This is a genomic window from Nocardioides epinepheli (assembly GCF_037936805.1).
In the GTDB taxonomy this organism is placed as follows: Bacteria; Actinomycetota; Actinomycetes; order Propionibacteriales; family Nocardioidaceae; genus Nocardioides.
Genome location: NZ_JBBMMC010000004.1, coordinates 243,188 through 256,441, shown reverse-complemented (window position 1 = coordinate 256,441; position 13,254 = coordinate 243,188). Strand labels below are relative to the sequence as shown.

The following is a 13,254-nucleotide window of genomic DNA, read 5'->3' as shown; positions in this document are numbered from 1 at the left end:
GATCCGGTCAGGCCGCGGAGGCCACGACCTCCTCGGCCCGCGGGACGGCGATCGTCACCACGGCCGCGGCTGCCTCTTCGACCGCCACCGCGTCGGACACCTCACGCAGCACCTCCGAGAGGGGTGCGTCGAGCGCACCGCACAGCGAGGCCAGCAGCTCGGAGGAGGCCTCCTTCTGCCCACGCTCGATCTCCGAGATGTAGCCGAGGCTCACCCGAGCCGCTGCGGAGACCTCGCGCAGCGTCAACCCGAGGGCCATCCGGCGCTCGCGCAAGACGTCGCCGAGCAGGCGGCGGAACAGCACCATCGTCGATCCCTCCTCGGGTCCAGTACGGGGCCGACTGTCATGGCCCGGTTGCGGCAAACGTATCGGTAACGCTACCGGAGACCGGTTTGTTCCGCGGGGAACCCAGGCTCCCCTGCGGACAAATCTCCGCTGACCCGTCAGCCATAGCTGACGGGTCAGCGTCACATTTGCGCTGACCCGTCAGCTATAGCGGACGGGTCAGCGTCGAGGAGGGTCAGCAGGGCGGCGAGGGCCTCGTCGCAGGTGCGCTCGACGATGGTCTCGCGGTCGCCGGTGAGCTCGAGGGCCAGGGTGGGGCCGCCGTCGGGCCCGAGGACGGCGACGAAGACCGTCCCGGCAGGCTTCCCCTCCTGCTCGGACGGACCGGCCACGCCGGTGGTGGCGATCGCATAGGTCGCGCCGGTCAGCTCGCGGACGCCGGCAGCCATCGCCACCGCGCACTCGGCCGAGACCACGCCGACCCGAGCCACGACGTCCTCGGGGACGCCGAGGATCGAGGTCTTGAGGTCACTGGCATAGGCCACGACGCCGCCGCGGTAGGTCGCGGAGGCGCCGGGGACGGCGGTCAGGCGCGCCGCGAGCCGACCGCCGGTCAGGGACTCGGCGGTCGCCAGCGACGCGCCGGAGCGCCGCAGCAGGTCGTGGACCCGCTCCGGCGCTCCGGACTGACGTCGGCGTGCTACCTCTTCACCTTCACGATCACCTTCGTGGAGGCCTTGGCGAAGTTCGCGTCGCCCAGGTAGGTCACCTTGACCTTGGTCCTCTTGGTGACCTTCTTGATCTTCAGCACGGCCTTGCCGTTGGTGACCTTCCGGGTCACGGTCTTCTTGCCGATCTTGAACTTGACCTTGCCCGTCACCTTGGCGTTGACGCCCTTGAGCGTCACCGTGACGGTCGTGGCCTTGCCCTTCTTGACCGTGGCGGGCTTCGCCTTGGCCTTGATGGTCGGCGTCTGCTTGACGACGGTGACCGTGGTGCTGGTCTCCGAGGCCTTCGCCCTGGCGTCGCCGAGGTAGCGGACGGTGACCGGCAGGGTGCCGACGGTCTGCCACGGGCCCGCGGCGATCGAGACGGTGCCGTCAGCGGCGAGGGTGCCGCTGCCGACGACCTTGCCGCCCTGGACGATCTCGACCTTCCCGGTCGGGATGTAGCCCGACGCGGAGACGGTGACCTTGAAGGTCGACTTGTCCTTCTTCACCGCCACCTTGGCCGGCGAGACGGTGACCGACGTCGTGGTGTCGACCTGAGCGGGTACGCCGCCCTCGACCGTGATCGGCACAGTGATCTCGGTGCCGGTCTCCTCGCCCTTGATCACCAGGTCGTGGGCGCCGTCGGTGGTCGTCGCCGGGATGGTGACCGCCACGCTCGCCTTGCCGAACTCGTCGGACGACGCCTTGTCGGCCTCGCCGCTTCCGGTGCCCGGGTTGGTGATCGTCTGGTCGACCGGGAACCCGCCGAGCAGCTCGCCGTCGAGGGTGACGGTCACCTCGTTGTCCTTGACGTCGAGGATCTGGTTCGGTGCGGTGCCGACCGCGCCGGTCATGATCAATGACGTGAGGTCGAAGCTGACCGACGTCCCGGCGGTCACCGGGCTGTCGACGGCGGTGACGCCCACGGCGCGCTGGCTGTAGTCGACCGGCAGCGGGTCGCCGCCGGGTGCGGCGAACTCGGCCATGTAGTCGACCATCGCCTGCAGGTCGACCTTGCCGGTGTCACGTGCTCCAGAGCCCTTGGCGAGCTCGCGGAAGTTGTCGCCGCCGGAGGCCAGGAACGAGTTCACGGTGACCGAGTAGGACTGGCTGTCCACGATCGGCTCGCCGTTGAGCGCCATGCTCGTGATCTCGCCCTGGGTGTAGGTCGCGTCGCCGTCGTCGGGGTTCGGCGTCGGCTGCGCCGAGGTGGTGTAGGTGTACTCGAAGCCCTCGGACACCCCCAGCTTCAGGAACGGCCGGCTCGGGACCACTCCCGCGGCGGTGAGCTGCCACTGCTGCTCGAGCACGGTCTCCAGCTGGGCGCCGGTCAGGCTCATGTTCACCAGGGTGTTGGCGAACGGCTGGACGTCGGCGGCCTGCTTGTAGGTGAGGGTCCGCGGGAAGTCGCCCGGGTTGCCCACCATGTCGGCGCGGAGCCCACCGGGGTTCATCAACGCGATCTGCGCGCTCCCCGACTCCGGCTTCTCGGTGGCCCAGCGCTGCACCTCGGCCACGAGGTTGCCGAGCGTGGACTCGCCACCGCGGTTCTCGCGGGTACCGTCACCGAACTTGGCCCGCGAGAACGGACCCGCGATGGTGCCGAGCGGGACCGCGCCGAGCGGCGCGGCCTCCGCGACGGCGTCAGCCACGATCTGCGCGGTGGCCGGGTCGGACGGGTAGTTCGCCGTCTGACCGCTCTTCAGCGGCAGGAACTGCTGGGTCTTCGCGGTGACCTTGCCGGTGGCCTCGTCGACGGTGAAGACGAGCCGGTTCAGGTTGCTGCCGTACTGGCCCGAGGAGACGACCGGCCGCTCGGTGACCGCGCGACCCTCGGCGACCCACTCGGGCACCGGGATCGAGTGGTTGTAGGCCTGGTGCGTGTGACCGGAGATGATCGCGTCGACGTTCTTGTCGACGCCGTTGACGATCTTCCCGAACGGCGAGTTCGGGTTCGTGGAGTCCGCCAGCGCCGGGCTGGCCGCACCCTCGTGCACCAGCAGGACGATCACGTCGACGCCCTCGGCCTTGAGCCGGTCGGCCTCGGCGTTGACCGAGCTGACGATCGGCTCGACCTCGATGTCGGCGATCCCCGCGGGGCTCACCAGCGAGGGCAGCTCCTCGGTGACGGCACCGACGAAGCCGACCTCGACGTCGCCGAAGGTCTTGACGAACGACGGGTCGAGCGCCGGGTCACCGGAGTCGCGCAGCTTCAGGTTCGCGCTGATGTACTTCCACTCGGCGCCACCGTCGGGGTTGTCGGCGGACTCCGGCGCCATGATCCGGTTGATCAGGTCGTCGTAGCCCTGGTCGAACTCGTGGTTGCCGGCGGCCGAGACGTCGAGTCCGGCCTCGTTGAGCGCGTCGATCGTCGGCTTGTCGTTCTGGATGAACGAGGTGAACGTCGTCGCTCCCACGAGGTCGCCGGCCGCGGCGAACACGGTGTCGGGGCTCTGGGCGCGGAACTGCTTGACCGCACCGGCGAGCACCGCGGCACCGGCCTCGGTACCGGACGGGTTGTTCTCGATCCGGCCGTGGAAGTCGTTGGTGCCGAGGATCTGGATGTCGCGGGTCGTCGGAGCCGGCGTCCCGACGTTGATGCCGACGATCTCCGGGCTGTGGTCGGAGGACCGGAACGGCGTCGCGGAGTAGAGGTTCGTGACATTGCTGTTGAACCGGGCGTACTCGTAGTAGACCGACTCGTAGCCGTTGATCTCCCAGATGTCGACGGCGTTCACGTCGGCGAGTGCCGCGTCGTTGGCCAGCACGTGGTCGAGCGAGCCGACCATCCCGTCGAAGTTGTAGCTCTCCTCGTCGGGGTCGCTGGTGGAGTCCAGGTTGGTGTACCCCGCCGCGGTGAGGACCTGGATCGGGTCCTCCTTGGAGTAGGCGTTGAAGTCACCGGCGAGGAACACGCGGGTGATCTCGCGCTGGGCCTTGAACGAGTTCGCGAAGGAGACCAGGCTCTGCGCCTGGAGGATCCGGCGGTCGTTGGAGTTGCCCTGACCATCCGGGTCGGGCGTGCCGGAGCCCTTGGACTTGAAGTGGTTGACGATCACCGCGAAGGCGTCGGCGTCGGGCGTGCCGACCTTCTTGAAGGCCTGGGCGAGCGGCTCGCGTGCGTCCTCGAAGGCCCCGCCCGTGTCGGACTCGTTGCTGAGCACCACGGACTCGCCGACCAGCTCGACGTTGGCGGGCTGGTAGATGAAGCCGTTGCGGATCACGTCCTGCTGCGCGACCGGGGGCAGAGTGGCCGGGGACGGCACCGCCGCCCAGGTCCCGGCGCCGGCGTCCGCGTTGAGGGCGGCGACGAGCTGGTTGATCGCGAAGTCACGGTTCTTGCCGAACTTGACCGAGTTCTCGAGCTCCTCGAGAGAGACGACGTCGGCGTCCGCGGTGTTGATCGCCTCGACGATCTTGGCCTGCTGGCGCTCCAGGTTCGCCTGGTTGGCCGCGCCTCGCGGACCCTCGGGCTCGCACCGGTTGTTGGAGATCGCGTTGCCGGCCCGGTCGCGGTAGTAGGTGCAGGTGCCCTGACCCGAGGAGACGAACTCCTCGCCGGTGGTCGGGAAGTAGTTGAGCACGTTGAAGGTCGCCAGCTTGACGTCGCCGCCGACGTCCTCGGGCTGCGCCGGGCGGTCCTGCTCGAAGCTGATCTTCCCGGTGGGCACGCCCACGACCTGCGACTGGGGAAGGATCCGCCAGGTGCCGAACTGGCCGGTGAAGACGACCGGCGCGTCGAAGGTGACGGCGGCGCCCACGCGGACGGTGTGCTCGGCGGTGAACCACGGGAACGGCTTGTCGCTGTTCTGGGTGGTCGAGTAGGTCCAGCTGGACCCGTCGTCGAGGATGATCCGGTGCGCGTTGTTGTACTTGACGCGCTCGGCAATCGTCGCGGAGTCCTGGGCGTCGATCAGCTCGGTCGGCGCGACCAGCGGCAGGTCGCTGTCGGCGGCGAGGCCGATCTCGCCGCGGAAGGCCGTCGAGTTGGTGGTGCCCTGGTAGAACGGGCCGCCGTCGTAGACGTCGGTCGCGGTCCACGGAGCGGTGGGCTTGAACAGCTCGCCCTCGTGCTTCTCGCGGGCCTCGTCGAGCTCGGCGCCTGCCAGGCAGGCCACGCCCGGCAGGGCGCAGTCCGTGCCTGGGATCTGAGCCTTGGGGGCCACCTCGCCCAGACCGGCGACCGGGCTCACGCCGGACTGACTGGCCGTGACCTGGGTCTGACCGTTGAACTCGCCGGCCTGGCCGGTGACGCGGACCGAGTCGCCCACCGCGGGATAGGTCGTGAAGCCGCTGGTGCCGCCGTAGACGAACACGGCGTCGGACGCGTCAGGGGTGGTGTCGGCTCCGGGCGTCTGGATGTAGAAGCCGTTGAGCCCGCCGGTCGGGTAGGCGGCGGTCACGACACCCTCGGTGGTGACGTTCTGGCCGTTGACCGGGGTGGTCGATCCGGTGCCCTGGATGTCGGCGATCGGGGTCACGGCGTTCGCCGCGGCGACGGTGATCGTGAACGACGTCGAGGCGCTCGCGGAGGCCGAGTCGGTGACCGTCGCGGTGACGTTCGAGGACCCGGTCGCCGTCGGCGTCCCGGAGATGACGCCCGCCGGAGTCGCGGACAGACCGGCCGGGAGGCCTTCGACGGCCCAGGTGTACGGCGTCGAGCCGCCGGTGGCCGCGAGGGTGATCGGCGCGATCGGCTGGTCCACCGTCGCGGCCTGGTTGCCGGGGTTGGTGGCAGCGAGGGCTCCCGTGCCACCGCCGGTCGACTTGGTCGGCGTCGGTGCTCCGTTGGTGAAGTCGGCGGCGTTGTTGTTGGTGTCGGCGTGGCTGCCGTTACGCGAGGCGGAAGTCGAGTTGCTGAGATTCGCACCGGTCGGCGCGCCCTCGAACGTGTTCGCGGCCGGTCCGTAGCCGACCATGTCGATCACCGACGCCTCGGCGGTGGTGTCCCCGGCTGGGCCGGCGTAGGCGGTCGTCGATGTCAGAAGGAGCACCTGGCCCGCAGTTCCGGACATAGTGAGCTTCGCCTGTGTGGTCAGGTCGGCATCGACGGGCGCGCCGTTCGCACCCGCATCCGACACCTGAATGAGGTAGGTGCTGCCCGCCGGCACTGACCCCCTCAGGGCAGCGACGCCGCCACTCCCCCCGTTCGAACTGCGGTACTGCAGGCCTCGGCCAGTCAGCGAGATCGGCGCAGAGGTGGGGTTGTAGAGCTCTACGAAGTCGGCGTTGTAGGGAGCGCCACTATTGCCGCCACCCCCGAACACCTCGTTGATGACCAGATCGCCGGCGACTGCCGCCTGCGAGGGGGCTGCAGACAGCCCGAGAACCAATGGTGTGGCGACGAGGGCACCGGCTACTACACCGGTGAGGCCGCGCCGCCCGAGAGCGTGCTTGGACACGAAGTGAGAACCCTTCGGTGGGGACGATGAGAGTCGAACTGGCAAAGCAGGCACTGCACGAACCGGGGAAGGATTCCACACTATGGGCGCTCACCCGACCAGACGCCACCCCTGAGAAGAACCTGAGGCGAAATCTTTACCGCGATCCGCGCTAGGCAGCGGATGAGTCGGATGTGCCCTGGTGCCGCTGGCGCCAGTAGTCACGGAAGAACTCGTATCCGGACCACAGGGTCATCGCCACCGCAGCCGCGAGGAGGGTCTGCGAGAGGTAGAACAGGATCTCGCCGGGGACGTCGAGCCAGCCGTCGAGCTGCTTGCCCGGAAGGGTGAGGCCGCCCAGGGCGAGCGCCTGGAGCATCGTCTTGATCTTGCCGCTCTGCGCGGCCGCGATCACCACGTCCTTGGCCACGCTGAGGCGGAGCAGGGTGACCGACCACTCGCGGAGCAGCACGATGATCGTGACCGCCCACCAGATGTCGCCGGTGATGGAGAGGCCGATGAAGGCCATCCCGGTCAGCGCCTTGTCGGCGATCGGGTCGGCGATCTTGCCGAAGTCGGTCACCAGGCCGCGGGCGCGAGCCAGGTCGCCGTCGATCTTGTCGGTGATCATCGCGATGGCGAAGACCACCCAGGCCAGGGTCCGCCACAGCACGGAGTCGTAGTCGTGGCCGAGCAGGAACCAGCCGTAGACCGGCACCAGCACGATCCGCAGGACCGTGAGGGCGTTGGGCAGGTTCCAGTTGCTGACCCGCTGGTGGCCGGCGGGGACGTCGGTCATCGGGCGGCTCCGGTGGGCCGGGCGACCAGGTCGACGCCGTCGGTGCCGACGACGACGGCGGGCACGAGATCGCCGACGGCGAAGTCGCCCTCGGTCAGGGACGTCGTGCCGTCGACCTCGGGCCCCTGGTGCGCGGCGCGGCCCTCGGCGCGCCCGGATCCGTCCTCATCGAGACTCTCGACCAGGACGACGATCTCCTCGCCGATCCGCTCCTCGGCCCGCTGGGCGTTGAGCTCCTCGACCAGCGCGGTGACGTGCTGGGCTCGCTCCCAGACCTCGTCGTCGTCGAGCTTGTCGTCGAACGAGGCCGCCTCCGTGCCGTCCTCGTCGGAGTAGCCGAAGACGCCGGTGACGTCCATCCGCGCGGCCTCGAGGAAGTCGCACAGGATCTGGAGGTCGTCCTCGGTCTCGCCGGGGAAGCCGACGATCACGTTCGAGCGGACGCCGGCCTCCGGCGCGAGCTCGCGCACCCGCTCGAGGAGCCCCAGGAAGCTCTCGGGGTCGCCGAAGCGGCGCATCCGGCGCAGCACCGGCGCGCTGGCGTGCTGGAAGGACAGGTCGAAGTACGGCACGACTCCCGGAGTCGTCGCGATCGCCTCGATCAGTCCGGGCCGGGTCTCGGCCGGTTGGAGGTAGGAGACGCGGACCCGGTCGAGGCCGTCGATGGCAGCCAGCTCGGGCAGCAGGGTCTCGAGCAGGCGCAGGTCGCCCAGGTCCTTGCCGTAGGAGGTGGAGTTCTCCGAGACCAGGAACACCTCGCGCACGCCCTCGCCGGCCAGCCACCGCGCCTCGGCGAGCACGTCGGAGGGGCGGCGACTCACGAACGAGCCGCGGAAGCTGGGGATCGCGCAGAACGTGCACCGTCGGTCGCAGCCGCTGGCCAGCTTCACCGGCGCCAGCGGGCCGGACTCGAGCCGGGCCCGTGGCGCAACGACGGGCGCGGCGACCTCCTGCCGCTCCACCGGGCTGATCGGCAGCAGCAGCCGCCGGTCGGACGGCGTGTGCGGGTGGTGGGTCTCCCCCGCCACGATCGAGCGCAGCCGGGAGGCGATGTCGCCGTAGTCGTCGAAGCCCAGGACGGCGTCGGCCTCGGGCAGGGAGGCGGCGAGGTCCTTGCCGTAGCGCTCGGCCAGGCAGCCCACCGCGACGACGGCCTGGGCCCGACCGCCGTGCCCGGCGTCCTGCTTGAGGTCGGCGGCCTCGAGGAGAGCGTCGACGGAGTCCTTCTTGGCCTGCTCCACGAAGCCGCAGGTGTTGACCACTACCGTGTCCGCCTCGGCAGCGTCGCCGACCAGCACGAAGCCGTCGGCCGCGAGTCGCCCGGCGAGCTCCTCGGAGTCGACCTCGTTGCGGGCGCACCCGAGGGTGAGCATCGCCACCGAGAGTGGCCGATCGGCCGGCCCGTCGGTCGGTCCGTCGAGTGGCTGGTCGGTCGCGGCTGCGGTCAGGTCGGTGGTCATGGCTTCTCTGAGTATGCCGGTGCCCGGCCCGGGTGCCGAAACGCCGAAAGCGGGTGAGCAGGCCGGGGCGCTAGGAACCACTGATCAATGCCGGGACGGGCGCCACCCGCACTTGATCAGTGGTTTCTCAGGGCACGAACGTCTGTTGAGCGTCCTTGCCGGACCCGCCGAGAGCGCCCTTGTCCTTGCCGTCGACGCTGACCGTGACGCCGCCGTCGGTGCTGCTGATCCGCACCGGCGGGACGACGTCGACGGTCGCGGTCTGCATGAACGCCAGGTCCTCGTCGAAGACAACCTGCTGACGACCGTCGCGGATGATCACGTGCGCTCCGCCGGTGGCAGCGGTGAACTTCACCGGCACCTTGGCGGCCGACCCGCTCAGCTGCGCGCGTCCACCGGGCGAGCCGTTGAGCACCGGCTGCTCGGAGGCGGTGACAGGGGCGTCCATCACGAGCCGGGCGACCGACCACAGCAGGACGACGGCCATCACCGCGGCCACCAGGACCGACCAGTTGAGCCGGCCCCGGGTCCCACGGATCGTGCCGCCGGCGCCGGTCGCGAGCTCGGCCTCGAAGACCCGGCGCGGGTCGATCGGCGCGTCGGCGTAGGTCTCGTCGTAGGCCTCGACGAGCGGGCCGGCGTCCAGGCCGAGGATGCGGGCGAGGGTGCGCAGGTGTCCGCGCGCGTAGAAGTCGCCGCCGCACGGGGTGAAGTCGTCGACCTCGATCGACTCGATCACGTGCGGGCGGATCCGGGTCCGGTCGGCGAGCTGGTCGACGCTGAGGCCCAGGCGCCTGCGGGCGGCCAGCAGCTGCGGGCCGAGGATCGGCACCGGCGGCGCCTCTGACGCGTCGGCGGCGCCGTCGATGACGATGGTCTCGGTCGCGCCCGGCTCGCCAGCCCGACGATCGCTCGCGCCGGGGAGGAGGTACACCTCGGTCGCATCGGGGTCCGAGGATCCGGCCGGCTCGATGTCGCGCGGCGCCAGCACGGCCTCGCCGCGACTGCCCCGGGCCAGGTCGCGAGCCGGGGCGACCGGCTCGGCCGGCTCGGCCGGCAGCGTCGGACGGACCGCAGTGGTCTCGGCAGCAGCGGAATCGGCGATCGCCGGACGCACCGCGGTGTCCTGGGGCGCATCCACCACAGGCTCCCCGCGCCTACCCGACCGCTGCGGCCGGCGCGGCCTCTCTCGCTTCGGGCGCTTCCTCGACTCCGCCTCGGGTTCGACCGACTCGACGGCCTCGACAGCCTCGACGGGCTCGGGGGTCTCGGCGGCCCGGTCCCGCAGCTCGACGATCTCGGTACGGCCGCCGCTGAGGTCGGTGAGCGCCTCGTCCAGCTCGTGCCAGTCGGCCCCGATCAACCGGGTCGAGAGCGAGAGCCGGACGCCGAGGCGGGACTCCCCCGCGACGACGGTGAGCTCACCGTCGCGCAGCACGCTCTGGCGAGGCCGATGCTCGATGCGCTCCACCTCGGGCCAGGCCACGCCGCGCCACTCCCGGCCCCGGCGTACCCGGACGCCGTGCCGGTCGAGCACCATCAGCGGTGCGCGCGAGTCGACGAAGGCCGACAGGTGGGCCACGCCGATCAGGCCGGTGATCAGGAACACGACCCAGTCGAGGGTGCTCCCGCTTCCGACGGCGCGTAGGAGGTAGGCCACCGCGACGGCGGCGCCGAGCCCCCCGATGATCGCCGAGACCGGTCCGTCGCGACGGACCTCCACGACGTCGTCGAGGTCGCGGTCGTAGTCGTTGCTCTCGACCCCCGGGACGGCGGCCGGCTCGATGTGATCGGTGCTCACTGCTCCCCCTGGATGGTCATGATCACGGCGTCCACTTCATCTGGCTTGACGAGCACGTCGCGGGCCTTGGAGCCCTCGCTCGGCCCCACCACTCCCCTGCTCTCGAGGATGTCCATCAGCCGTCCGGCCTTGGCGAACCCGACCCGCAGCTTGCGCTGGAGCATCGAGGTCGAGCCGAACTGCGTGGACACGACGAGCTCGATCGCCTGGACCACGAGGTCCATGTCGTCGCCGATGTCGTCGTCGAGCACCTTGTTGCTCGCCGCCGGAGCAGTGACGTCGTCGCGGTAGGTCGGCTCGAGCTGTCCCTTGCAGTGCTTGACCACCTGGGCGATCTCGGCCTCGGTGACCCAGGAGCCCTGCACACGCACGGGCTTGGAGGCGCCCATCGGCAGGAACAGCCCGTCGCCCTGTCCCACGAGCTTCTCCGCGCCGGGCTGGTCGAGGATGACTCGGCTGTCGGCGAGGGAGGAGGTGGCGAAGGCCAGCCGCGAGGGCACGTTGGCCTTGATGAGGCCGGTGACGACGTCGACCGAGGGGCGCTGGGTAGCCAGCACCAGGTGGATGCCGGCGGCCCGCGCCAACTGCGTGATGCGGACGACGGCGTCCTCGACGTCGCGTGGCGCGACCATCATCAGGTCGGCCAGCTCGTCGACGATCACCAGAAGGTACGGGTAAGGAGCGAGCACGCGCTCGCTGCCCGGCGGTACCTCGACCTTGCCGTTGCGGACCGCCTTGTTGAAGTCGTCGATGTGGCGGAACCCGAAGTTGGCCAGGTCGTCGTAGCGCAGGTCCATCTCGCGCACGACCCAGGCGAGCGCCTCGGCGGCCTTCTTGGGGTTGGTGATGATCGGGGTGATCAGGTGCGGCACGCCCTCGTAGGCGTTCAGCTCGACCCGCTTGGGGTCCACCATGATCATCCGCACCTCGTCGGGCGTGGCCCGCATCAGCACCGAGGTGATCATCGAGTTGATGAACGAGGACTTACCCGAGCCGGTGGCGCCGGCCACCAGCAGGTGCGGCATCTTCGCCAGGTTGGCCACCACGAAGCCGCCTTCGACGTCCTTGCCGAGTCCGGAGATCATCGGGTGGTGGTCGCCCCGCGCGACGTTGGAGCGCAGGACGTCGCCGAGGGAGACGATCTCCTTGTCGGTGTTGGGGATCTCGACGCCGACCGCGGACTTGCCGGGGATCGGGCTGAGGATCCGCACGTCGGCCGAGGCGACGGCGTAGGAGATGTTCTTCTGGATGCCGGTGATCTTCTCGACCTTGACGGCCGGCCCGAGCTCGACCTCGTAGCGGGTGACCGTCGGGCCGCGGGTGTAGCCGGTGACGCGAGCGTCGATGTTGAACTCCTCCAGCACCTGCTGGAGGCGGTCGACGATGTCGTCGCTGGCCTTGGAGCGCGCCTTGTGGGGCGAGCCCTCCTTGAGCACCTCGTTGGCCGGCAGCGAGTACACGATGTCGCCGGAGAGCGCGAGCTGCTCCATGCGGGGCTCGATCGGCGTGTGCGGCGGCGGCTCGATCGCCTCGGCCTCGGCGGGCTCCACCGGGGCAGGCACGGCCCGCTGGCGTGGGTTGGTCCGCTCGACGGGCGCGTCCTCGGCACGCGGCTCGGTGCCGTGCGCGAGTGCGACGTCGAGCGCGTCGCCACCGGAGTCGCCGTCGTCGACCTCGGCGTCGCCGGAGGTGTCGAACAGGTCGTCGACGTCGATCTTGCGGTTCTTGCGCGACCGGCGCGCCGGCGCGCCCTCGTCGGCGAGCAGCGGCGTGTCGTAGGCCGGGTCGCCCAGGTCGGGGTCGATGGTGTCGTCGATCTCGCGACGACGGTCGCGCTCCTCGTAATCGGGCTGGCCGAGAACGAGGTCGCGGAACGCCCGCAGCCGGTCGGGGACGCGGTACAGCGGCGTCGCGGTGACGACCAGCAGACCGAAGAGCGAGACCAGCGAGAGCAGCCCCACGACGACGGCGGTGTTCTTGAGGAGGTCGACCAGCAGCGAGGTGACGACATAGCCGATGGCGCCCCCTCCCTCGCGCAGCGGCGAGGTGTCGCCCTCGATGGGCTGGGGATCGCCGGCCGCGATGTGGACGATGCCGAGCACGCCGAGACCGAGGGCGATCCAGCCGATCATCTGGCGCCCGGCCGGCCCCTGCCGCACCGGATCGCGCATGATCCGCCATCCGGTCCACACCAGGGCCAGCGGCACGAGCCAGCCGACCTTGCCGACCGTGCCGACGACCGCGGCCCGGACGAAGTCCATGACACCGCCCGGCACGACGAACCACACTGCGGCGCCCACCACGACGGCGAGCGCCACCAGCAGGAGTCCGGCGCCGTCACGACGGTGCTCGGGGTCGAGCTCACGGGCCGTGCGGCCCACACCACGGATCGCGGCGCCGATCGTGTGCGCGAGCGCGAGCCAGACGGTGGCGACGCCGCGACCCAGCGCGAGGAAGAGGGAGGCGACCGGTCCGGTGCCGCTGCGCACCGCCCGGGGGGCGGGACGACGCGAGGAGCCCTTGCCGCGAGCAGCGGACTTGCCGCGCGCCGTGCTCCGGGTCGCGGGCTTCTTCTTCGGTGGGGTCTTCCGTGCGCTCCGGGTGGTGGAGGTAGTGCCCGTCCTGGGCTTTCGCGACGCGCCGGAGGATCCGGACGTGCTGCGGGAAGTGGACGTGCTCGTGCTCCGCGACCCCGGCGGGGAAGACGTACGGGTCGCCATGCCACCAACCTAGGTGATCGCCTCATCCGTCACACGCATCACAGGATGCGTGTCGGAGACGAGCACCCGATGTCCGCGACCGACCGTGTCGGGCCAC

At 70.4% G+C, this 13,254-nt stretch carries 7 protein-coding genes and 1 pseudogene; 1 reads left to right on the top strand and 7 read right to left on the bottom strand.

Features of this window, described 5'->3' with window-relative positions; all coding sequences use genetic code 11:
• Positions 1–7: 7 nt before the first annotated feature.
• From WMR31_RS07800 to WMR31_RS07770, 7 genes and pseudogenes are all read right to left on the bottom strand, one after another.
• Positions 8–307 carry a helix-turn-helix domain-containing protein gene (locus WMR31_RS07800; RefSeq protein WP_340538222.1) on the bottom strand — a complete coding sequence of 100 codons (300 nt, stop codon included), beginning with the start codon at positions 305–307 and terminating at the stop codon, positions 8–10.
• A gap of 161 nt (positions 308–468) precedes the next feature.
• Positions 469–948 (bottom strand): annotated as a pseudogene (locus WMR31_RS07795) (CinA family protein); the annotation flags it as partial.
• A gap of 38 nt (positions 949–986) precedes the next feature.
• On the bottom strand, positions 987–6,398 hold the full coding sequence (locus WMR31_RS07790) for an ExeM/NucH family extracellular endonuclease (protein WP_340538221.1): 5,412 nt from the start codon (positions 6,396–6,398) through the stop codon (positions 987–989).
• A 151-nt stretch (positions 6,399–6,549) separates the two neighbouring features.
• A complete protein-coding gene (pgsA, locus tag WMR31_RS07785; protein ID WP_340538220.1) occupies positions 6,550–7,176 on the bottom strand; it encodes a CDP-diacylglycerol--glycerol-3-phosphate 3-phosphatidyltransferase in 627 nt (208 codons plus the stop codon).
• Complete coding sequence (rimO, locus tag WMR31_RS07780; protein WP_340538280.1) at positions 7,173–8,549, bottom strand: 30S ribosomal protein S12 methylthiotransferase RimO; 1,377 nt, start codon at positions 8,547–8,549, stop codon at positions 7,173–7,175. The genes pgsA and rimO overlap by 4 nt, the downstream gene beginning before the upstream one ends.
• Before the next feature lie 214 nt (positions 8,550–8,763).
• A complete protein-coding gene (locus WMR31_RS07775) occupies positions 8,764–10,437 on the bottom strand; it encodes a helix-turn-helix domain-containing protein (RefSeq protein WP_340538219.1) in 1,674 nt (557 codons plus the stop codon).
• A complete protein-coding gene (locus WMR31_RS07770; protein WP_340538218.1) occupies positions 10,434–12,926 on the bottom strand; it encodes an FtsK/SpoIIIE family DNA translocase in 2,493 nt (830 codons plus the stop codon). The genes WMR31_RS07775 and WMR31_RS07770 overlap by 4 nt, the downstream gene beginning before the upstream one ends.
• On the opposite strand from WMR31_RS07770, the gene WMR31_RS07765 reads away from it, so the two are divergent.
• Positions 12,913–13,170, top strand: coding sequence for a hypothetical protein (locus WMR31_RS07765; protein WP_340538217.1), 258 nt, complete (start codon positions 12,913–12,915; stop codon positions 13,168–13,170). The two genes, WMR31_RS07770 and WMR31_RS07765, sit on opposite strands and share 14 nt — an antisense overlap.
• The last annotated feature ends 84 nt before the right edge of the window (positions 13,171–13,254 follow it).